26 protein-coding genes are annotated in these 21,484 nt (G+C 64.4%); all 26 read right to left on the bottom strand.

The genetic code is table 11. The annotated features are described in order from the left end of the window. Positions 1-9: 9 nt before the first annotated feature. The gene (locus tag PHR85_RS04035; protein WP_300050769.1) at positions 10-1,176 is read right to left on the bottom strand and encodes a hypothetical protein; all 1,167 of its coding nucleotides are present in this window, start codon (positions 1,174-1,176) and stop codon (positions 10-12) included. A 23-nt stretch (positions 1,177-1,199) separates the two neighbouring features. Beyond that, complete coding sequence (locus PHR85_RS04030) at positions 1,200-1,418, bottom strand: hypothetical protein (RefSeq protein ID WP_300050767.1); 219 nt, start codon at positions 1,416-1,418, stop codon at positions 1,200-1,202. Then, positions 1,415-1,951 (bottom strand): hypothetical protein, encoded by a 537-nt coding sequence (locus PHR85_RS04025; protein ID WP_300050765.1) that lies wholly within the window; start codon positions 1,949-1,951, stop codon positions 1,415-1,417. Before PHR85_RS04025 ends, PHR85_RS04030 begins: the two co-directional genes overlap by 4 nt. 12 nt (positions 1,952-1,963) lie before the next feature. Further along, positions 1,964-4,411 (bottom strand): host specificity factor TipJ family phage tail protein, encoded by a 2,448-nt coding sequence (locus PHR85_RS04020; RefSeq protein WP_300050762.1) that lies wholly within the window; start codon positions 4,409-4,411, stop codon positions 1,964-1,966. After that, the gene (locus tag PHR85_RS04015; protein ID WP_300050759.1) at positions 4,398-4,790 is read right to left on the bottom strand and encodes a hypothetical protein; all 393 of its coding nucleotides are present in this window, start codon (positions 4,788-4,790) and stop codon (positions 4,398-4,400) included. Before PHR85_RS04015 ends, PHR85_RS04020 begins: the two co-directional genes overlap by 14 nt. Beyond that, a complete protein-coding gene (locus PHR85_RS04010; RefSeq protein WP_300050756.1) occupies positions 4,787-5,275 on the bottom strand; it encodes a DUF1833 family protein in 489 nt (162 codons plus the stop codon). The genes PHR85_RS04015 and PHR85_RS04010 overlap by 4 nt, the downstream gene beginning before the upstream one ends. Next, positions 5,272-5,727, bottom strand: coding sequence for a hypothetical protein (locus tag PHR85_RS04005; protein WP_300050753.1), 456 nt, complete (start codon positions 5,725-5,727; stop codon positions 5,272-5,274). Before PHR85_RS04005 ends, PHR85_RS04010 begins: the two co-directional genes overlap by 4 nt. Further along, a complete protein-coding gene (locus PHR85_RS04000; RefSeq protein ID WP_300050750.1) occupies positions 5,727-8,282 on the bottom strand; it encodes a hypothetical protein in 2,556 nt (851 codons plus the stop codon). Before PHR85_RS04000 ends, PHR85_RS04005 begins: the two co-directional genes overlap by 1 nt. Positions 8,283-8,294: 12 nt before the next feature. Continuing rightward, positions 8,295-8,555 (bottom strand): hypothetical protein, encoded by a 261-nt coding sequence (locus PHR85_RS03995; protein WP_300050747.1) that lies wholly within the window; start codon positions 8,553-8,555, stop codon positions 8,295-8,297. A gap of 29 nt (positions 8,556-8,584) precedes the next feature. Continuing rightward, positions 8,585-8,899, bottom strand: a complete 315-nt coding sequence (locus PHR85_RS03990) for a hypothetical protein (protein WP_300050744.1) — start codon at positions 8,897-8,899, stop codon at positions 8,585-8,587. A 2-nt stretch (positions 8,900-8,901) separates the two neighbouring features. Then, positions 8,902-9,372 (bottom strand): phage tail tube protein, encoded by a 471-nt coding sequence (locus tag PHR85_RS03985; RefSeq protein WP_300050739.1) that lies wholly within the window; start codon positions 9,370-9,372, stop codon positions 8,902-8,904. A gap of 58 nt (positions 9,373-9,430) precedes the next feature. Beyond that, entirely contained in the window at positions 9,431-9,787 is a 357-nt protein-coding gene (locus tag PHR85_RS03980; RefSeq protein ID WP_300050737.1) for a DUF3168 domain-containing protein, read from the bottom strand. Then, the gene (locus tag PHR85_RS03975) at positions 9,787-10,284 is read right to left on the bottom strand and encodes an HK97-gp10 family putative phage morphogenesis protein (protein ID WP_300050734.1); all 498 of its coding nucleotides are present in this window, start codon (positions 10,282-10,284) and stop codon (positions 9,787-9,789) included. Before PHR85_RS03975 ends, PHR85_RS03980 begins: the two co-directional genes overlap by 1 nt. After that, entirely contained in the window at positions 10,281-10,442 is a 162-nt protein-coding gene (locus tag PHR85_RS03970) for a hypothetical protein (protein ID WP_300050732.1), read from the bottom strand. The genes PHR85_RS03975 and PHR85_RS03970 overlap by 4 nt, the downstream gene beginning before the upstream one ends. Positions 10,443-10,444: 2 nt before the next feature. Beyond that, the gene (locus PHR85_RS03965) at positions 10,445-10,774 is read right to left on the bottom strand and encodes a phage head closure protein (protein WP_300050730.1); all 330 of its coding nucleotides are present in this window, start codon (positions 10,772-10,774) and stop codon (positions 10,445-10,447) included. Next, positions 10,771-11,343, bottom strand: a complete 573-nt coding sequence (locus tag PHR85_RS03960) for a phage head-tail connector protein (protein ID WP_300050728.1) — start codon at positions 11,341-11,343, stop codon at positions 10,771-10,773. The genes PHR85_RS03965 and PHR85_RS03960 overlap by 4 nt, the downstream gene beginning before the upstream one ends. Positions 11,344-11,360: 17 nt before the next feature. Beyond that, positions 11,361-11,624 (bottom strand): hypothetical protein, encoded by a 264-nt coding sequence (locus PHR85_RS03955; protein ID WP_300050725.1) that lies wholly within the window; start codon positions 11,622-11,624, stop codon positions 11,361-11,363. 49 nt (positions 11,625-11,673) lie between these two features. Next, positions 11,674-13,038 (bottom strand): phage major capsid protein, encoded by a 1,365-nt coding sequence (locus PHR85_RS03950; protein ID WP_300050722.1) that lies wholly within the window; start codon positions 13,036-13,038, stop codon positions 11,674-11,676. A gap of 12 nt (positions 13,039-13,050) precedes the next feature. Beyond that, entirely contained in the window at positions 13,051-13,683 is a 633-nt protein-coding gene (locus tag PHR85_RS03945; protein ID WP_300050720.1) for an HK97 family phage prohead protease, read from the bottom strand. Next, positions 13,676-14,893 (bottom strand): phage portal protein, encoded by a 1,218-nt coding sequence (locus tag PHR85_RS03940; protein WP_300050718.1) that lies wholly within the window; start codon positions 14,891-14,893, stop codon positions 13,676-13,678. Before PHR85_RS03940 ends, PHR85_RS03945 begins: the two co-directional genes overlap by 8 nt. Then, positions 14,890-16,524, bottom strand: coding sequence for a terminase TerL endonuclease subunit (locus PHR85_RS03935; RefSeq protein ID WP_300050716.1), 1,635 nt, complete (start codon positions 16,522-16,524; stop codon positions 14,890-14,892). Before PHR85_RS03935 ends, PHR85_RS03940 begins: the two co-directional genes overlap by 4 nt. Positions 16,525-16,568: 44 nt before the next feature. Then, a complete protein-coding gene (locus tag PHR85_RS03930; RefSeq protein ID WP_300050714.1) occupies positions 16,569-17,141 on the bottom strand; it encodes a phage terminase small subunit P27 family in 573 nt (190 codons plus the stop codon). Positions 17,142-17,274: 133 nt separating this feature from the next. Continuing rightward, a complete protein-coding gene (locus PHR85_RS03925; protein ID WP_300050712.1) occupies positions 17,275-17,484 on the bottom strand; it encodes an HNH endonuclease signature motif containing protein in 210 nt (69 codons plus the stop codon). A gap of 258 nt (positions 17,485-17,742) precedes the next feature. Next, positions 17,743-18,141, bottom strand: coding sequence for a hypothetical protein (locus PHR85_RS03920; RefSeq protein ID WP_300050710.1), 399 nt, complete (start codon positions 18,139-18,141; stop codon positions 17,743-17,745). A gap of 2 nt (positions 18,142-18,143) precedes the next feature. Then, positions 18,144-18,401, bottom strand: coding sequence for a hypothetical protein (locus PHR85_RS03915; protein WP_300050708.1), 258 nt, complete (start codon positions 18,399-18,401; stop codon positions 18,144-18,146). A 431-nt stretch (positions 18,402-18,832) separates the two neighbouring features. After that, on the bottom strand, positions 18,833-21,406 hold the full coding sequence (locus PHR85_RS03910) for a VapE domain-containing protein (RefSeq protein ID WP_300050706.1): 2,574 nt from the start codon (positions 21,404-21,406) through the stop codon (positions 18,833-18,835). Between the last annotated feature and the right edge of the window lie 78 nt (positions 21,407-21,484).

Genomic DNA, 21,484 nt, shown 5'->3' with positions numbered 1-21,484 from the left:
TTCAGATGCTTAGAAAGTGCCGCCGTCGATGGTGCCGGTGGTGACAACGCCCAGCGTCGTGATCGAGGTCTGACCGGCGTATGTGCTGGCAATGTCAATGCTGTCGGGATTGACCGTGATGCGGTTCGTTGTTCCGACCACATCAAGCGTGTTGCCGTTCTTCGTCAAGCCGTTGCCTGGAGTGATCTGACCCGCACCAGAGAACTGTGACCAAGTGACGGCCGTGGTGCCTAGCGTTCCGCCCGAATCGACTGTGCAGACCCACCCGCTATCGGAGTTGGCCGTACCTTTCTCGACGAAGACAAATGACGACACCAGTTCCGTCCATGCGTCGGTATCAGCGGATCGTGTCCAGGCGGCTGCATTGACGACATAGATGCCGTTCTGGTTGGCGGTAGTCTGGTCCTTGACCAGCACTCGATCACCGGCCACAACTGCCACACCATCAATCGTCTGGGGGGCGGAGAGCGTGATATTGGCCGTGGTCGCTGCCACGACGCTGTGCTTGATGTCCAATCCCTGCGCAACGCCATCGACATAGGACTTGGTGGCGGCATCTTGGGCGGCGGTCGGATCGGCCAGGTTGGTGATCTTCTGCGAGTTCAGGCTGACGGCCGCAGTCGGAACAGCCATCTGATCCAGGCGAGATGTGCGAACTTGCGTGTCGAAATCGCTGATCTTCGTTGCCGTCAGGGTCGGGATGTCGGTTGCGGCCAGAGATGCGCCAGCGGTCACGCGACCCTGGGCATCGGTCGTCACCTTGGTGTAGGTGCTTGCCGATCCGGTATTCTTCAGCGTCAGGGTGATGGAAGTGGTGCCCGAGCCTGTCACATCACCGCCGACGGTGATGCTCTGGTTGCCAGCGATGTAGCCCTGGGCTTTCACGAACGCCGTGCTAGCCGCTTTCGTGCTGCTGTCCGACGTGGCAGGAGTGGGAACCACGGGGCTACTGGAGAACGTCTTGATGCCAGCGACCGTCTGATCGGTGCTTTTATCGACGAAAGCGCCCAGACCGGCAATCGCCTTGATGCTGGTGGCGCCGCCCGATCCGTTGTCTCCGGTGCCCAGGTACAAGACGTCATCGACTTCGTTGAACGCCGGCTCGCCAGAATTGAGGGTGGTCGGTGCGCCTGCGGCTCCGCCTGCTGCGCGGCGCTTGACTTTGATGATTGCCATGGAATTTTTCCTGAAAATTGATGTTAGAAATTGCCTCCATCGACGATATCGATGGTCTGCGGGGAAGAAATATTCACAACAACGTTACCCTGTGCATCCGCTGTTGTCTGCACCGGATTACCACGAAAGTCGAGAGACTTCACGATAGTGCCGAGAGGGGTTCCTTCATCGGAAATCGAAATGGCAGCTGGAGCTCCAGTATTTGAAAATTGCGCGAAAATGAATGCCTTGCTGATGCTCATGCGTAGTAACCCCCATCAATCACCGTCACTGGATAGCGGAAGTTGTTGATCACCACGATATCGCCACTGACGCATGGAGCCGCCAGCGTCAACGCGCTATTGGTATGGCTGTAGTCATCGGGTGAATAGAGTCGAATTCCGTTGTAGAACACCTCGACGTTTCCCTCTGCGAGATCAAGACCGCTGAACGTTGTCTGACCTTCCGATGTGCCTGGGGTGGCGCCGATCTTGTATGACCATGCGGTCGCGGCAGAAAGATTGAACTGGGACGAAATTATCGAATCCAGCTCGGTAATCTTTGAGGCGAGAACCGAATCAACATCCGTCATCTTCTTCGAGACAGATGCATCAACATCAGAAAAGACGTCTTTAACAGCGCTTTGAATTCCAGCCAGCGTGCAGCGCGTGACGCCTTTCCGGTCAGAGTAGGTCGCGCTCGTGCTGTTGACCAAGTGATCCAAATTCTGCGAGTTGTCATACAGATCGCGCGCATCAGTGCTGCCGATCGCGTTGCCGGTGTTGTAGGTCGTCATCAGGGGGCCTTTTCAGACGAAGGGAGAGTTGTCGTCATCGGCGTACACGCGTGCGTCGTAGTTCACGGCTGTCACGTCAACGGTGTCGCCGGAGGGGGAGATCTCGGAAATCAGGACCGGGTAGGACCAGGAGGTCGTGGTGCCGAACAGCAGGTGGGTCGGATCACTGGCGCAGCTGGTCACCGGGGTGAAGTCAAGCGAGCCCGCGATCTGCACCTGGTAGTCGTCGACGCGGGTTGCCGCGTGCGGGCCGGACAGCGTGCCGTCGGGCCGGCGCAGCGCGATCACATGGCTGGCACCGGTCACCCAGGTCAACGGCTCGGACGCGCGCAGCAGCAAGCCGCCCGTCACGCTGCTGTAGCCGGTCAGGAGCGCCGACTGGCCGTAGCCCGGCACGTCATCGGACACGGCGCAGTAGCTCAGGTAGCGGCTGTTCAGGGCGTCCCACTCGGTCGAAAACGTGTAAGTCTTGCGCCGGTAGACATGGGCGCGGCGCTGCCGCATGCCGATGCGCCAGGCTCGCGTGCGGTCGGTCACGCCTTCGAGCCGGATCTTCTCGACCCGTAAGCCCTGGTCGCCTGGCAGGCGGCATTGCACCGTCTCCTGCTCCCAGGTGGTCGAGCTGACGTACTCGACGTCGACGCCGTCGTAGTCGTCCGGGTCGTAGGCGGTGAACTGGCGGCGCAGCACCGACACCATGTTCTGCGGGGTGTAGAGGTGCTCGAAGGTGGCGCGGGTCTGGTCGCGCACGGGCCTGATCTTGCCGGCGTCGATGGTCAGCTCGGCAAAGCCAGCGCGCAGCGCGGTGGCCAGCGCATCCTTGACCGTGGTCTGGTCCAGCGTGACATGGTCGAAGCGGTCGCCGCGGGCGCTCCACACGGCCGCCAGCGCGGACAGCTCGGATTCGTCCAGGTCGCTGGCCGAGTAGCCGATGTCCGCGCACACGTAGCGAACCCAGTCGTCGATGTCGCGCGTCGCGACGCCGCCCAGCTTGCGCGTGGCGATCAGGCTGATCTTGTTCTCGGTGTTGGCGCTGATGCGGTCAGAGCCGCGCACGGTGACGGCCATGGTTGTGACGCCGGCATAGCTGGATGGCGACTCGAGCAGGCAGCGCATGCCGTACCACTCGAGCCGGTCCAGATCCTTGATGTCGATGCTCTCAACGCCCAGGCGGCGCATGCGCACGTCGACATTGGCATGGGCAGCTGGCAAGGTGGTGGCGAATGTCCAGCCCATCTGGTCGCGCGACGCGCCGGTGAGGTCCTGGTAGATCGAGGTCCAGGCGCCACCGGCAACGCGGTACTGCAATTCGATCCGGCGCGTGCGCTCAGAGATGGCGCCGCTGTCTTCCACCCGGCCTAGGCCGCTGGGCGCGAAGACGTCGTACTCGATCTGGCTTGCAACCTCGTTGGCCGGCGCCAGGCGGAACGGCCCCAGCCACAGGCCAAGCGTGATCTGACCGGTCACCAGCACGGGCGCGGCGCCAAAGGTCGCGCCCGTGCTGCCGGTCAGCGTCAGCGGCTGGCCGGTGTACGGGTAGCGGGAACTGATGACCAGCCGGCCGGACGCATCGATGGCCGCCGCCAGCCGCTGCGGGTCGAGCTGCGCCTCGATGGCGGGCAGCAGCGCGGCGGCGTCGAGGTAGTTAGCGTTGAGCGTGACCGAGTCGCCGTCGACCGCCCAGGTCACGGGCGTGGTCGCATACAGCAGCGACGGCGCAGCCGATCCGGTGATCGTAGACGGCGAGCCGGTTGGCGTCGCGGGGTCTTCGTCGATCAAGCGCAGGCCGGCGCCGGCGCGGGTCGATCCGACTTCGGGCAGGTTGTACCAGTTCTGGTGTGCGGCGTGGCCCGTGACCGTCTGGCCCGGGCCGAAGATCTGATAGCTGACCTCGTCGCCCAGGGTCGACAACGGCGTCTCGCCGATGTAGATCTCGTCGGGGTCGATCTCGAACTCGCCGCGGCCGATGCACAGCATCGCGTCGATCGCCTCGGTGCGCGTGTCGACGAAGCGGCGGCGCGGCTGGCACAGGTAGTCCGGGTAGACGCGGTACCGGCCGGCTATCTCCGGGATGACCTGGTTCAAGCGCGGCGTGTTGGCCTGCAGGCTGGCCGACTGCAGCTGCCGGCCCTGCTGGCCGTTGGCCATGCTCGGCATGCCAGGCATGAACAGCTTGAGCACGGTCGGTGCCAGCAGCACCCCGGCGATGATGTAGAGCGCCGTGGCGCCATCGCGCGGGTTCGGCCGCAGCTCGACGGTCTGACCGGTCAGCTCCAGGGCTTGCCACTGCTCAGGCGGCACGACCTGGCCGTCGACGGATGCCGATATCGGCTGCTGCGCGCCGGCGCGATAGCTCGGGCACTGGCGGCTCAGCCAGTCGTGCAGCGTCCCGCCGTCAACCTGGTGGCGCTCGAGCGGCTCGCCCGGCAGCGTCGACGGGTAAACCTCAATCGTTGTCATAGAAGCTCACGTTCGGATAGGCCCGCTTGAAGTCGGGCAGGCGCAGCCAGCGCACGCCATGGCGCCGCCCGGTCTCGAGCACGGCCAGGCGCTGCTCGATATCGACCACGATGCCGACATGCAGGCACAGCACGCCGCGCCAAACGGTCGCGATCGCGCCCGGCTGGGGCGCGCTGCACTCGCGAAAGCCCGCGCCGTGCATGACCTCCCCGGCCGCACCGGTCAGCGCCGGCTTGTCCTGCGGATCGATCGCGCCGTAGCTGGGCAGCAGGTCACCGCGCAGGGCGTGGCGCACCATGCGCACCAGGCCCCAGCAGTCGCAGCCAGCCCAGTCGCGGCCATGGTCGCGGTACGGGATGCGCAGCCAGTCGTTAATCACCCGAAATACCTCAGGCCAGGGGCGAAGGTCGGCGTGTAGAACGCGCGCGGCCAGGCCGTGTTGATCGCGTCGTAGAACGCGGCGTTGATCTGCACCGTTGCGCCCTCCATGGCGCCGTCGCGCACCACAAAGCGCAGCGGCGGCTCGGCCGGCGCGCTCTTGTCGCTGCTCAGGTAGTGGCGGAAGGTCAAGTGCACGCGCTCCCCGGCTTCCAGCGCCTGGTCGATCAGCGCCTGCGCGTCGCCGGTCACGTTGTCGATTGCAAACGTCAGCACCTGGGTGCCGGAGGTGTTGCGCTTGGGCAAGGCGACCTGGATCCCGGACGCGCGGAACGTCAGCACGCGGTTGTCCTCGGTCGTGCAGGTGTGGTCCTCCCAGCCGTTGCACAGCAGCAGCGGCGCCGCCCAGGCCGCGCAGGTGATCTCGAGCGTCGGAATCACCACCTCGGTGCCGCCGCTGGCAAACACACGTTCCAGCACGGTCATGTCGGCCACTCCCGGTTGATCGCCTGGTCAAAAATGGCGGACTGCAGCACGAGGCTCTGGACGATGTCGTAGCCAGGCGGCAGGGTCGGACGGTCGCGCAGCTCGAGCTGGGCCTGCACCTGCCAGCGATCGACGCCGACCAGCTGCGGGCCGGCGTACATCTCGGCAAACCGGCACTCGTAGGCCATCAGGCCCATCGGGGTACGCACGCGGGCGTTGAACCATTCGGTGCCGTCGGCCAGCTGCCAGCGAAACCAGGCCTCGAAGAACTGCGCCTCGCTCTGGCTGAAGATCCAGGACACCGACGCCAGGCTCGGGACGCTGGTGTAGCGCCGACGCTGCCGGGCACGGCCCGACTGCATTTCGGACCGCATCAGCGGCGAGGCATGGTTGACGTCGTAGCCACTGCGTAGCGGCAGCGGCAAACCGACCGGGAAGTCGATCGCGGCCATCAGTAGCCCCGCCTCTGCAGCCCGAAGGCTTTCTGGATCGCCTTGCCGCGCGGACCGTCGCCCATGATGTCGGCCACGAACACGTCGATCTCGCGCGCGCCGCCGTTGTTGCGCTCCTGCGTCTGGCCGGCACGGCTCTTGTCCTCGATCAGGTTGACCGTGACGTCACCGCCCTGGGCTGGGCCGCCCAGCGCATGGTTTGGGATGATCGCGCCGCTGGTGTTGGGCGTGAACAGCTCGGGACCACGCTCGCCCACCAGGTAGGTCTGGCCGCCGGCGACGGGGCCGCCGTTGGCGCGCGCGCCGGCCAACTTGGGGATCAGCGCCATCGCGGCGACGATGCCGGCCACCGCCAGCAGCGTATTGGTGCCGGCAGTGGCCACCGATGTGGTGACAGCCGCCGGCGCCATGCTGGCCGCGATCGCTGGCCCGGTGGCAGCAGCAGAAGCCGCCGCAGCGGCGTTGGCCGCTACACCCGCTGCAGCCTGCGCCGCAGTGCCGGCGACCACTGCAGTCGTCGTGGCCTCGCTTGCCAGCTGCTTGATCAGCTCAGCCGCCGCCCACTGCGCCGCCATCTGACTGAGCGCATTGACCACCGACCGGGCCATGCCCTCGGTCAGGCTTGTGATCGCGTCGCCAAGGCTCTGGCTCTCGAAGATCATCTGCTCGAAGGCGTTGCCGAAACCGCTGCTGAAATTGTCAACGACGCTGATGGCCAGCTTGTCAAAGTTGGTCATCGCCTCTTCGGCAGCCGACAGCCAGTTTCCCCAGTAGTCGGCATCGTTGGCCTGCTGCAGCTTGAGCAGCTTTTCCCGGGCAGCGATCTCCTGATTGATCAGGTCGATCTGCGGTTGACTTCCCTCAAACCCACCCAGTGTGTCTGCCTTCTCGCGCAGCCTAGAAATCGCCAGTCTCTCGATCGCCTGCGGCGCTTTTTGCTTGTAGATTCCCGCAAGCTGGGTGTCCTCAATCTGCTTTTGCAAGTTCGAAATGTTCTCGAACGCGGACCGGGATTCCTGTTCACGGGCGTCCTTCAGCTCCTTGGCAGCCTTGGTGCGCTGCTGAATCAGGTCGAGCTCCTCGTAAGCGAGCCGGATGCCATCCTGCTGGTTCTTGTTGTAGCGAGACCATTCGGTCGAGGCCATGACATCGGCAAAAGCGGCCTGGGCCTGCGTCAACCCGTCAGCCTCAGACTTGGCGGAACGGATCATGTCATGCACCGCCTTCAGGCCGCTGGCCGCCTGGGTGCTGAGCGCGATGGCATCGGCCTGGTTGTAAGCAAGCTTGATCTGCTCCCGAAGCGCGCTACTGAAGCCATTCCACTCTTTCGACGCCATGACTTCGGCGAGCGCCGATTGCGCCTGGGTCAGATGCATGGACTCGGCACGCGCAGCCCTCATGGCGGTCTTGGCAGCCTCCAGCGCTTTGATGGCATCCTCGTTTTTTGGCACCCAGGGCGTATTGCTCGGCGTCATGCCAGGCGGCGGGACGGGAGACGGCGTAGGGCTGGAATTCCCCTGTCCAGTTCCGACCAGGCTCTTGATCTGCTCGTTGATGCGCGCGACGTTCCTGAGCTCGGCATCGAGCTTGGCACGAATCGATGCGGCCGCACCTTCGCCCATTCCGAACGGCATGTCGAACGCCGTCTCGAGCTGGCGTGACAGCGACTCGACACTCAACTGCGCCGCCAATGCCTCGCGCTGCAGGTTGCCCAACTCGTCGACGTTGAACGCGCTGGCCATAGCCTCGCCAAAAGTCACCAGAGCTGCCTTTCCCGTGCCAGTACTCTTTGCGACCTCCAGGAATTTCCCGGAAAAATGCGTGAGTGTCGGAATCATCTCGGACATGATCTGATTCTTCAGCCCAGTGATCATGCCCATCATCTCGTCGAGATTCTTCGACAGGGCGAGCGAATCGGCGATGAGCTTTTCGCTCATCACCTGGCCCGTTTTCTCCGCTGAGTCGCCCAGACTCTTGAACTGCCGGCCACCATCGCGCAGCAGCGGAATCAGCTTGGTCGCATCGTTGCCAACCGACTCGAGGTAATACGACATCTGCTCGGTCGAGACGCCGGCTTTTTCAAGCGAGTTGAAGTACAGCTGCAGCGCTTGAGGCCCCGAAAGGTTGCGGAACGAGTCGGCGGTGACGCCAGCTTTCTTCGCGACGTTGTCGAAGAAATCCTTCATCTCGCCACCGCCGGTCGCGACGAATTCGCCGATCTTTTCTCGGAAGTCCTTGAACATGTCACCGAGCTGGTCCTGCTCGACGCCGACCGACTTGGCGGCGATCGCGATCTTCTGGAACTCCTCGACGCTGGCGGCCGAGATGCGCGCCAGGTTCGTGATCTCCTTGGCGCTGTTGTTGGTCTGGGTCACCATGGCCGTGAGCGCGCCGCCTGCGACGGATGCAGCCGTCGCGATCTGCCGCCCCATGCGCTCAAACGCATCTGCCATCGCCTGCGAGCGCTTTTTCGCGATGTCGGCGGCGCGTTTGGTGTCGGTCTCGAACGCGCCCGTCTTCATCAGCAGGTCAATCACAATCGATCCAGCTGCCATCTCTTTTCCTTGTTACTTGATGCCCAGCGCGCGCAGGGTGTTGATGTCAGCCTGGCTGAGATCGTCCTGCCACTGGGGCGGGTGCAGCCAGTCGATCAGGCCCTGCACGTTGGTGCCGGACATGGACTGCGCTACCAGGGCAGCGGGGCGGTGGTAGCGGTGCAGGTCATCGAACGGATTCGCGCGGTAGAACGCGATCCAGTCGCGGAACTCACGCTGGGTCATGGTTCGCTTGAGCTCGCCGACCGTCTTGCCCAGCGCCAGGGCCAGCACATGCCAGAACCGGGCCTCGCCCGGCTCGGTTACGGCTTTCCCGACGCGCTGCCGTTGACCTCCTGCACGGCAGCGAAGATCGCGTTCAGCGGCTTGTTCTTGAGGGTCAGGGCCTTCTCGTAGCTCATGGCCGGCGAGCCGTCTGGGTTGACGAGGCACGAAGAAATCAGCCGGGCTGCTGCCCCCAGTCGCACCATTTCGTCATCGCTGGTCGAGAGCGTGTAGAAGCGGATGAACTCGATGGCGGGCAACTCCTTGAACCAGAGCTTGACCTGCTTGTCCTTGGCCACTTCGACCTCGCGCTCATGCAGGTCGGTTCCGACAAACAGCGATTCGTCTAGCATGCTCAGACCTTCCAGTTCATGGTGACGGCGCCCGAGCGCTGCAGGGTCAGTGTGCCGCGGATGACTTCATTGGTCGCGATGTCAAGCGCCACGTCCGCGATGTAGGCAGCGAAGGCGATCGACGAGCGGCCAACCGGCGGGGTCAGCGCGCCGGCCGCGTAGGTCGGGTCGGTAGTGCCGTCGGACAGGCAGACCAGCCAGCTCAGCGTCTCGCCGCTGGCCTTCAACTCGAACAGGCGCTTGTGACTGGCAGCCGTCGGTTTCATGATGAACGGAACGCTGACCTGGCCGGGGCTTCCGAGGCCGCGCGCGTACTGGCGATCAGTGGTGACGTCGAGGTCGGTCACGTCGATCTGGTCGGCCGCGCCGCCCAGGCCGGTGATGCCGGTCGGCGCTTCCATCTTGACCATCGCCGGGATGGTCGCGCTGTTGTCGGCAAAGAACAGCTCGGTGCCTTGGGTTTTCACGCTCATCGGGAGCTCCTACAAAAAAGCCCGCTCAAGGCGGGCATGGGGTTGAACAGGGGACGAATCAGCGGGACAGCAGGTAATCGAGCTGAAGCGCCATGCGGTACAGCCCGGTTTCTGGCTCGCGGCCGTTGAGGAACAGGGTGGTGACACAGGCGTGCTGCTCGATCGCGCTGCGCACGGCGCTGGTCAACTGCACGATGCCGGCGCTGGTCGGGTGCCAGCAATCGATCTGGATCGTCCAGCGGTCGGACGGCGGCGGGCCGTCGAGCACCAGGTCGGGCGGCGCAGCGACCACGAACCAGGTCACGTAAGGACGGGCGACATCCTGCGGAGCCTCGGCGTGGGGGTAGATCCGCATGCCCACGATCTCCGCTGTCGCGGCGTCCTGGGACAGGATCAGGTAGATCGGAGGCAGCATCAGCGTCGCTTGGCCAGCTTCTTGATGATTCGGTCCAGACCAGCACGCAGCTCGGTCACCATGACCTGCGCCGCTTCTTCGTGCTTGGCCGCAAAGGCGGGCCGGATCCAGGGCTCGGCAGGCTGCTTGGACGTGCCTGCTTCCAGCATGAACGCGACATCGTTGGCCTTCAACGGCGTGCCACGAAACTTCCGGCCGCCCGGATGGACAGCGGGACGCACCGTGACGATGAAGCGCTCGCCCTTGATCTGGGTCAGCTTCTTGCGTTTGATGATGATGTGACTGGCGGCGAAGCCAGTTGCATAGTTAATCCCGGTCTTTCCAGGGCTGTTGCCGCGCGCGATCATCTGCACTTTGGCTTCCTCACGGATCAGGACTGCACCCTTGCGCACTGCGCGCCGCACCGGGCCGCCGCCCTTGCTGACCAGTTCGGCCGGCAGCGATTGCAGCAACTCGATCAGCCCCTCGGCGCCGCTGATTTCGGTCTCGGTTTTCATAGAGGCATGGACGGGTCACGTTCACCGGGCAACGGGTCGCCGTCCAGCGAGCATTCCGAATCGGACTCGTCGCCGTCGTCATCAAGCAGCGCGTTGACCAGCAAGAGCAGCAGGCTCTCGATGCGCCCGAGGCGTTCTTTCAGTTCGTCATCATCCATCATCAGCTCCTCAGATTGGTGGAACACATCAGCGTCAGGTGACGCCGCAGGGTCGGGTCAGGCAGCACGGCCTCGACGTTGTAGACAGTGGCCCCATACACCACGCGCATCAGCGCGGTCAGGCCCGGCAGGTAGCGCACCGTGATACGCGCCGTGACGCTGGCCTGCGTGGCCTGGGCGGCCAGGAACTCGCGACCGCTCAGCGGCACGATTTCGGCCGGTACGCTGTCATGCAGCGGGGCCCAGGCCTCGATCACGCCGCCGAACGCGTCGCGTGTCACGGCCAGCGATTCGATGCGGACGCGATGCCGCAGGCGATCGGTCAGGCTCATAGCAAGATATTCCTGTAGGTATCCAACAGCCCATCAGCAAACGACAGCCGGTTCACGCTGCTGCCGATGTTGGTGGCCTGCCGGTTCTCAAACAAGTCGCCGAGGGCCAGCAGGATCCAGGCCTTGATCGGAGACGGTACCTTGTCTGCCGTGTCGCCGTAACCGGCTAGATATTCGATGTCCACCGCTTCGATCACACCAGTCAGCGTGGCAGGCCAGCTCTGACCGGGGGCAGGCATCAGCAGCGGCTGCCCGTTCAGCCGGCCCAACTGGTAGGCCGATTGGCTTAGGATCTGGGTGGTTCCAGCCTGGTCCTTGTAGGTCACGGCCGTCACGCTCTGCACATCACCCATGGGCAGATAGATGACAGGCCGGAAGGCTGGCAAAGTCAGCTTCCAGCTGCTGGTGATCAGCGTGCGCTGCAGACGGTCTTCGCAGGCCGCGCGGGCAGAGCTGCTCATGGCGCTAACCAGCAGGTCCTCATCGTCGTGCGTCAGACGCAGATGGGCCTTGGCCTCGGCCAGCGTGATCGGCTCGCTGGCCGGCTGTGTGATTCGGGTAGTGGTCATGGCGCGGTGCTATCCGGTCAGGCGGCCAAAGGCGGCAGATCCAGGCCGGCCTGGTCGAGCGCGTCAGTCGCCTTGCTGGCCTCGACGTACTGCTCGACCTGTTCCGGCGCGTCAGTCGCCTTGCTGTCGCGCGGCTGGCGGGCCTTGCTGGCCCACTTCTCGGCCAGCGCGACGTTGATCAGTTCCTGGTCGTCGGTCTCGACTTCGGTGCCGGCCTGGTACTGGACCACGTCGCAGCCGCGGTGTGCAAAGGCAAAGTCCTTGGTGATCTTGAGCTTCATGGGGGTTTCCTTGATGGACCCAGCCGCAACAGCGGCCGGGCCCGGTTCATCAGGCGCTGAACTTCAGCAGCTTGATCGCCTGGCTGTCGACCACCATGCCGCCGACGCGCTTGGTCACGTAGAAGCCGACGTAGGGCTTGTTGGTGTACGGGTCGCGCAGGATGCGGGTGCCGATGCGGTCGACGATGGTGTAGCCGCGCTTGAAGTCGCCAAACGCCAGCGACAGGCTCGAAGCGGCCTTGACCGGCATGTCCTCGGCTTCGGTGATGGCATAGCCCAGCAGGCGGTCGGGCTGGCCGGCTTCAAGGCCCGGGCGCCAGATGTAGTCGCCTTCCAAGTTCTTGAAGGTGCGGACTTCGCCGAGCAGACCCTTGTTCATGACCCAGCGGGCATTGGCACGCATGCCCGCCTTGAGTTTGAGCGTTAGCGCGATCAGGATGTCGCTCGGGTTGCTGGCGGCCCAGCCACCCGCCACACCGGTCACCAGGTGCTCAAGTGTGCCGAAAGCGCGGCTGCTGTCGGCCATAGCAGCCGTGGCGTAGGCCAGGAAGCCCTTGGGCTTCTTGACGCCGTCGCCGGTCACGAAAGCCGCACCCTCGGCGCGCGCGAACTCGGTCGCGCATTCATCGGTGATGAACTGCTCGGCGTTGAAGAACACGTCGTCCAGCATCTGCTGGGTCGCCTGCGGGTAGGCATACAGCTCGCCCATGAACGGCGTGACCTGGGCCATGGAGCTGCCGGCGGTCGCGTTGCGCGCGTCGTCTTCGTCCACCCAGCCGCTGGCGGTGCCGCGGATGTTGACCAGCTTCTTGTAGTCGCTGGTCGAGACGGTGCGGACGTTGGCGATCTCGCGGATCGGGGACACGTCGACCAGCTGGCCCAGGATCTCGCGGTCCAACTCCTCGGGCACGGCATAGCCTCCGTCGGCGTCGGTGGTGATGTTGTAGGCCTTGGCCTGCAGCGCGGCCAGGTTGGAGTCATCGCCCTTGCGCAGGAACTGCTTGAAGGCCTGCTTGTGCTCGGCGCGCGCCGGATCGACATCACCACCAGTGCCCGGGCGGCCGGCCTTCTTCTCGATCTCCTTGACCTGCTCCTTGATGGCGTCCATCACTTCATTGAGCTTGCCGAGCTTGGCCTCGAAATCGCCGACCGCCTTGCCATCGGCCTTGGCCTGCAGGCGATCGTCGTTGGCCTTCTTGAATTCCTCGAAAGCCTTGCCCTGCTCGGTCAGCAGCTTGGTGATGTCCTTGATCTCGAGCTCGCCGGCCATGGCCAGCGCGCCCAGGCCGGCCAGCCAGGCCGGATCCATCAGGCCGAGGCCCAATGCGTTGCCAGCTGCAGAGGCCAGGGCGACTGCGACCAGCAGGCCAACGGTCAGGTGCTTGCGGGAGAGGTGCTTACCAATGAATTGCATGATGTGCGTCCTTCAAAATGTCAACAGGGAGGTATTGCGCTGGATCAGCGCCTTCAGTTCGCCCAGCCCATCGGACTCACTCCGACCCTGCAGGGACTTGATCCGGGCCAGCATGGCCACGGCTTCGCGTTTGCCGAGCCCGCCTGCCTCTCGCAAGTAGGCTTCGGCATCCGCCAAAGACTTGATGGATTCGATCGACTTGACGCTGGCCACGCGCGCGGCGTCGTTGGCCGGAAAGGTCACCAGAGACACTTCCCACAGGTCCACCTTCTTCAAGGTGCGCACGCCCGTCACGCGGTCGTAGCTGTCCTCGCGGGTCACAAACCCGATCGACAGGCCGCTGATCGCGCCCATCTTCAGCAGCTCGTAGGCCTCGGCGCCGCGCGCGGTCTTGAGGGCCAGCTTGCCCTCGACATACAGGCCGATGTTGTCTTCCTTGACCGTGGTGTAGACGCCGATCGGCTCGCCGCTGCGGTGCTGCCAGAGCAGCGACGGCGTGCGGGCGTCCAGGCTTTCCTTGAAGGCGCCGTTGGCGACTACTTCCTGGTAGCTGTCGACTACGCCGAAGACCGAGCCGTAGCCAGAAAAAAGGCCGTCTTCGCTGACGGCCTTGATCTTGAAAGGGATGTCGAGATAGTCACGCATTCGCGTTTCCTTGCGGGGGCTCGACCGGGCTGAGGTCGGCTGTCAGGTTGATCGGGGTCAGGGGCTTGTCCAGCCCGTCCAATGGGTTGCGCTCCATCAGCTCGCGCGCCTCGTTGCGGGTCAGCACGCCACGCTCGACCAGCTTCGAGAGGTATTCGGCCTCATCCTTCATCGCGCCGCGCAGCAGGCCGCGCTCGTAGAACTTCACGTACAGGCCCGCCTTGCGCTCGGGCCGGCTCAGCAGCTTGGCATTGGCCGACTGCTCGATCCGGCTGTACCAGGGCATCAGCGTGTGCACCAGGTGGGCCAGGAACATCTGCTCGGCGCTGGCGTAGGTAGCGGCCTTGTCGCTGTAGCCGACCATGATCGGCATGACACGGAAGAAGCGGCAGACCTCCTCGATCTGGAACTTGCGCGTCTCCAGGTGCTGCAGGTCCACGCCCTTGAACGCATACGGTGTGAACTTGGCGTTGCGATCCAGAATCATGGGGCGCGCAATGTTTTGCAGCCCGGTGAACTCGTTGTCGAGCCATGTCCGAAGCGCCTTGTACTGGTCGGGCGTCAGCTGGCCGTCCACGCTGTATAGACCCGACGGCGCCGCGCTGTTGCTGTGCACGCGCGCGTGATGTTCCTCGGCGGCCAGGCTCAGGCCGATGGCCTCGCGGGCCAGCTTCAGCACCTCAAGGCCCTCGAAGCCGTTCCAGCTCGGGCCACGCACGGTCCAGATCGACTCGGCCGGGAATACCTGTTGCGCGCCGCTCGGCGCCGACACCGTGTACTGCAAGCTGTAATCGGCAAACTGCTTGGTCACGACCGACCCAGCCTGCAGCGGAATCAGCTCAAGGATCCGTCCGCCGGTACCTCGGTTGATGAAGCAGTGGCCAGCACCGCACAGGGCGGCATGCCAGACCATCAGCTCTCGCAGCTCGAACGAGGTCATCCAGCCGTTGGGCTGGTGCGCCAGGATGTCGTACAGGTCATGGTCGGTGGCCGACTCCAGGTCGCGGCCTTGCTTGCGCATGAGCTTCAGCGGCACCTGCGCGACGCCCTCGCCCAGCACGCGCAGGCAGCTGAAAACGGTCGACAGTTGCAGCGCCTGGACACGGCCCACCCGTACCCCGGACTTGACCGGCGCGGACAGACCGAAGTCCTTGACCAGGTCGCTGATCGCATAGGACTTCCGCCCAAACAGGCGCGCAAACAAATTCACGATTCGATTTCCCAGAAGGATTTTTCACTGCTGGGCCTTGCCAGCGCCCGGCCCAGCGCCATCAACATGGCGATCGGACCGTCGATCTTGTTTTCAGGCCGCTCCTTGGTGGGCGACTTGAGCTCGGTGAACTTGCTTTCCTTCACCACCAGGTTCGACACCATCCAGCCCATGACCGGGTTGCCGTCGTGGGCCAGCTTCTTTTCCAGCACCAGGTTCTCGACCTGGATCAGCGGCGGTGTGAAGAACAGCGACCGCTGGGTGATTTCCACCAGCGGCAAGCCCTCCTCGATCAGCTTTCCCGCGAAGTACATGCTCAGCGCCGGGTCGAAGGCAATCTCCTGCACATCGAAATCACGGCACAGCTGCCGCATGTCTTCGGCCACCACGTCAAAGTCGGTGATGTCACCATCGGTGACCGTCACATATCCCTGGCGGGCCCAGCCACTCAGGTGCGCGTTGCCGCTTTCCTGAATCGCCAGCTCGTTCAGGTACAGACGCACGCACACATGCCACTTGCCGTCGAGCTCGAACACGCACACCAGTGCGGCAAAGTCCTTCTTCTGGGCCAGATCCAGGCCAGCCCAGACCTTGACGCCCTGGCCGGAATAGGCGCTGACGTCGCGCAGCGCTTGGTCGGCGCAGCGCTCCCAGGCGCGCATGTCCATCCAGGGCGACTCGCCCGACACCCAGACGTTCAGACGCTTGGTCAAGAAGTTGTTCAGCGCCGACGGCATCGCCTTGGCCTTGCGGGCGGCGGCCTCCATGTCATCCGGCAACACCGACTTGCCAAAATTCGGATTAGCCTTGGGCCACACTGCTGGATTGAAAGGATCATCACCATCGTCGATGGTGTAAATGATCCCGAACACACGCTCGTCTACGACCACCTTGTTCAAGATCTGGGTGATGTGAGTGCGTCGCTCGTAGCAGATGCCAGATCGGTCGGTTCCGGCAGTAGTGATGGTCCACAGCAGCGACTGCTCGCGCGCGCCGCGGGCGGTGTCGATCACGTCGTAGACGGCGCGGGTCTTGTGAGCGTGCAGCTCATCCAGCAGCGCGAAATGCACGTTCAGGCCATCAAGCGTGCTTCCCTCGGCGGCCAGCGGAGCGGCCTTACTGCTGGTGTGTGCAACCGTCAGGCTGTGCTGCATGATGGCCACGCCCAACCAGGTGCGCAGGTCAGGCGTTCTTTCAGCCATGACGCGGGCATCGTCGAACACGATGCGTGCCTGGTCGCGGGTAGTGGCAGCGGTGTAGCACTCGGCGCCGTATTCGCCATCGGCTGCCAGCATGTACAGCAGCAGGCCAGAGCCCTTGGTGCTCTTTGCATTCTTGCGCGCAACCTCTTCGTACGCTTCCAGGAAACGACGCAGGCCAGTTTCGCGGTGCACCCACCCGAAAACGGTCGTGATGACGAAGCACTGCCACGGCTCAAGCTCGATCAGTCGGCGCTCGCGCGCCCACTTGCCCTTGGTGTGCGGCAGCAGTTCGATGAAGGCGCACGGCCGCTCAGCCGCCTCGGGGCTGAACACCCATGGCCAGTCAGGTCCAGCGGGGCGCGCCAGGTCGGCCAGCTGCCGCTCGACCGCCAGCTGGGTCCATTTGCAAACCGGGATCTCGCCGGCCACGACGGCGCGGCTGTAGGCCTGTGCGGCCTCGACGTAGCGGTTGCTCAACGCCCACCCCCAACCACGGCGAAGCGAGCGAAGCCGTTGGCTTGCGCATGGGGCTTCTCATCGATGCCGGGCAGCGTCGGCTGCACGTAGTTGCTGGCCTGCACTCGGCCGCGCGCGGCTGGGCTCAGGCCGAAGTGCATCAGGTAGCGGTTGACCTGCTCCCGATGACTCTTGATCAGCTGGACCATCACGCTCTGCTGCGCGTAGCCGCTGGGCGTGATCGCGTGACTTGCACGGTAGACCGCATCGGCATAGTCAATGCCTTCCTGCTCGACCAGGCGCGCGACCTGGCCGTTGAATGCGGTCTCGAGCTCGGCCAGCCGGCCCACCGCTTGGCAGTACAGCGCCAGGGCGGTTCGGTCCAGGCCGCTGATCAGGCCCAGCTCTTCCAGCAAGGGCGTGATGCGCTTCCACTCCTTACGCGCTTCGGGTCCCAGGTGCCTGGGCACTGTCGGGATCTCGATACGCGGATTGACGCCCGCCGACATGTCGAGCGCGCGTTTGCCGGGGTTGCCTTCCAGTAATTTCAGGGCCGCAGGCTTTGGAAGCGGCCCGCGGGATCCAGTCATGATGATGTCCTCGGGTGAATCAGGATCAGGCCTTTGGGGGTACCCCCCCCTTCAAAACCTGCGCGCACAAAAATGCTCTTATGGGTTCCGGTTTCCGCTAATGGGCTGCAGACTTTTCATGCCCCCTCCCCCACTACCGGCGAGCTCGATGCCTACCGCGCAGAGCCTCTGCATGGCTCTTGCTTTCGTGACATGAATGGCACAGTCCCTGAATATTGCTGTCATCATCAGCACCGCCCTCAGCCAGCGGCTTGATGTGATCGCGCTCAGTAGCCAGAGTCACACGCCCATGCTTGCTGCACTCAGTGCACAAAGGTTCACGGGCAAACAATGCAGCGCGCATAGCCTGAAGCTTTCGCCCTGTCACGCGCTTTGTCGCAGTAACAGGCTTGGACCACTCAGGCCTCGGGTGCTTGTCGCACCGGCCCGATCCATCGCGCACCAGGACACCGCAGCCAGGATGGGTACAGGGACGCGGTGCAGCCTTGAGCATGGGGGTAGAAAAAGAAAGCCCCGCCAGCGGAAACCACTGCGGGGCAGAATGTGCGGCAGGCGTTGGACACACCGACTGCACAGCTTGCCTGAAATGTACCAACAAAGTCTAAGGAGTAAAACTCCTTTTGGCTTCGGCCGCCTCGCGCTTGGCATCGAACCAGCGCGCGATCTCGGCATCTGCCTGCTCGAGCTGGGCCTTGATGGTCGACTCAGCGCGCCGCATGCGCTGGGCACACAGCCGGATCCCGGTGTTGCCGACGTAGATGTGCTGCAGCGTCAGGTACAGGTGGGACTTGACCAGCTTGAGCGACTCGACGGCGCGGTCGGTCTCGGCGGCTTCGAGCTCGTTGATCGGAACCACGGTCTCGCGGTAGCCGCCGGCGCCGCCACCGCCCAGGCTCAGCAGGATGTTGGTGCTCGGGAAGCCCAGGCCGCTGTCCTCGCGCCTGGCCCGCCAGGCGCCCCAGATCGCCAGCCGGGCGCTGACCCATTCGATGCGCGCCATGGTCAAGCTCCCGGCGCCGACTGGCGCGCGCTGTCGGGCTGCCACATGATCATGAAGCTGCAGCCAAACTGCACCATGTAGCGCGCCATCTCGGCTGTCACGTCGGGCATGCTGAACGGCGCGCCTACCACGCGGCCCCGCTCCATCGCATAGAAGCAGTTGGCCTCGCCCTTGATGCCGCGCCTGACAAGTGCATAGGCCTGGCGGCCCAGATCCGAGTCCTTGGCCCGCTCAAGGATGGCATGGTAGGTCTCGGGCATGAGGGACTTGATGTCACGAATCGCCTGTTCGACATCTACTGCGGTCCTTGAAGTGTCCAACTGTCCATCCTTTCTATAGAGAGGTAATGAGAATTAATGTGTCCGCGCGTGTGCGCACGCGCCTAGGCACCTGCCTGCCTGCCTGCGCCTGCCTTGGGGGTGGTGGCCGGGGATGGCCTGGCTTTGGACAATGCAGCAGCTCGACCTGCTGATTCAGGCCCTATAGCTGCCAATACGCTTCCATGGAAAACGCCGGCCACCCTGGACACTTGGACACTCAGGGCACTGCCTGAGCCACGCGCATCCATGCGCCCGCGTGCTGGCTGGGGCGCTCGGCCCCAGTGCGTTCCGCATCCCATTCGCACTCGGCGCGTGAGACCAGCACACGGGCGCCATTCAGCGCCGTGTCCTGTGTGGTGATGGAGTGACGGTCAGAACGGTTCATCGTCTGCCGGCGGTTCGGTAGATGCCCCAGCGTCCGCTGCTGGCATGTCGGTATCGGGGGCGGGCCAATCGGCCGGCCTCTCCCAACCATGAGCGCGCACGCCGTTGACCTGCTTCTTCTTGTGCTGCCAGCCCTGGTGCGTCATCCAGCTGCGGATCTGCGATTCCAGGCCAGCCGTCGACTTGCCCGCATCCATGTCGAGCGCCTTCACCAGCTGGGCCAGCGTGACGAAGTCCGTCAGCTGGTTGACGATGGCGCCAATGCCGGTGGCAGTGGGCTGACGGGTCAGCACGGCCAGCAGCTCGCTGGTGACAGCAGTTTCGATCAGGCGCGACTCTTGCACCGGAGCAAACAGGCGGTCTTCCTGCTCGCGGGTCGGGATGCAGCTTATTCCCTCGGCATAGAGCGTGAAGGCCTCGGCAAAAAGCTGATCGCGCCATTTGGCCAGCCATGCGATCCGGATCGGATTGCGCACCGGGATCGGCCAGAAACGTCGGTTTCCGGTGCGATCGCGCAGGTAAGTGAATTCGTTGGTGGTGCCTACCAGCACGCACTGGCGCGGGTATTCCTCGACCACACGGCCATAGGCTGGACGGTAGCGGTCAACTTTCGAACTGATGAATGCCTTGATGGCGGTGATCTCAGCCTTACCCATCTGGGACAGCTCGCCCAGTTCGTACCCCCAGATGCCCTGCACCTGTTCCTGTGACTCCTTGCCCTTCCCGATTTCGAACGGCGCGTCGCTGTACCAGGCGACACCAGCCAAGGTTTCAACCATGGTGGATTTGAACAGACCACCCGGGCCTTCGAGCACCGGGCAATAGTCAAACTTGCTGCCGGGCTGCATCACGCGCATGACCATGCCGATCAGCCAGAAGCGGCCGACCAGCGCCAGGTACTCGTGCATCGTGGGGTCGAGCGTCTCGGCGGTCTCGCCGATGGCATGGATGAGCCACTTGTCAGACCGGCTCTTGCCGTCCCACTGCAGCCCGCCCAGCCACTCCCTAACCGGATGCCATGGGTTTTCGTAGGCGATGGTCTCCATTGCCTCCATGATGGCCTGGCGAGTGATGGACGGCAGGCCGTAGCGCCGGCTCAGCCAGTTGCCCAGCAGCAGGTCGACGGCGCCGGTGATCTTGCCGGCCCGGCCGTGCGGGAAAGGCCAGTCACGGCGCGCCTCCATGGTGTTGGACAGCTCGTTGTAGCCCAGCACGCCCTGCAGCGCGGGATCGTGGCGCAGCGCCAGGATCACGGTCTTGCGGCTCAAGTTCCAGCGGCCCTTGTCAGCGTCGTAGAAGCACTCGAGCCACCAGGGCAGCGCCGCAGGCGAATCAGGGGAATCGCTGCCGTCAGTGCCAACGGGGCCATCGATTTTTTTTGCCACCGGCGGCTCTGGCGTGGTCGGCTGGTCGACCTCGGGCGGCAGCGCGTAGGCGGTGGCAAAGAAGGCCAGCACGCGCGCAAAGTCCCAGCCGTCGGTCTCGATCGCGTCGGCAGCGTCCCAGCCGTCAGGCTTGATGCCCGGGCCATCAATGGCCAGCAGCTGGACCTTGCAGCCGTGCTCGCGCTCGAGCAGGCGGCCGATGCCCAGCATCGCGGCCATGCCGGGTTGCTTGTGGGCGGGCAGGTAAGGTTTGCTGGCCCTAAGGGCGTCACGCTCGGCATCGTCGGCGCAGGCGTTGGCTTCCTTGGGCGGCAGCGGCACACGCTTGCTGTCGGTGTCGGGCCAGGCCAGCACAGTGGCGCCGGCGATCCACGACCAGTCCGCCTTGGCCCAGGCCTTGCAGCCACCCGGCCAGCCCACCACGCAGTAGATGCCCGGGGCTTGCGCGTCGAGCAGCTGCTGCAGCACCTCGCCCTTGCGCTCGCCCTCGACCAGGATCACGGTGCGGCCGGCGGGCAGGCTGTGGCCGGGCAGGTAGAGCGGGCGCGGTTCGTCGAACTGCCGCCAGTGCCATTTTGCAGCGCCATCGCGCGCGCTGGTGCACCAGGTATAGGGCAGATCATCTTTGCCGCCGTCGCTTGTGCGGAAGCGCACGACGTAGCCGTGCAGCTCATCGCCCAGGCGGTATTCGGCCGTGCGCACGATGTCGCTGGCCGGCCGGCTGTAATGTCGGAAGGTAGGCGCCGGCATGCCAGGCGGCACCGGGCGCACCGTGGTCCAGCCCTCTTCCTGGCGGGCGGGCTTGGCCGTGGGCGGCGGCGGCTCGGGACGCTCCGGCCGCTGATGGCTGGTGTCATGCTGCACGCCGGCTACGTCTTCCAGCCCTTCGTCGTGCGCGACGGCGACAGCTGCCCTGCCCTGATCGAGGCCGTGGATAGCAGCGTACAGGCTGACCAGGTCGCCGCCCTTTTCATCGGAAGCGAAGTCGGCCCAGCGGCCGGTGCGCAGGTTGACCGAGCAACTGGTGCCCTCGCCACCGTGCAGGCCGCCGCAGACCCACTCATGGCCGACGCGGCGACCGCCCGGCAGCCAGACCGGCACGATCTGGTCGGCGCGCGACAGCAGCGCATCGGACAGGGCGTTGAAGTTGATGGGAGGCAGAGGTGCGCGGTTCATGCGGCACCTCTCGGATTCAGGGTGATGTCAGCCCAGGCCGGCGTGTCCACCGCTGGCGGCACTGGTGCAAATGTCATG

The sequence above is a fragment of the Malikia sp. genome, from assembly GCF_028687635.1.
Lineage (GTDB): Bacteria > Pseudomonadota > Gammaproteobacteria > Burkholderiales > Burkholderiaceae_C > Malikia.
Note: the sequence above shows the minus strand (reverse complement) of the source record. Positions and strands in the feature narration are given on the sequence as shown.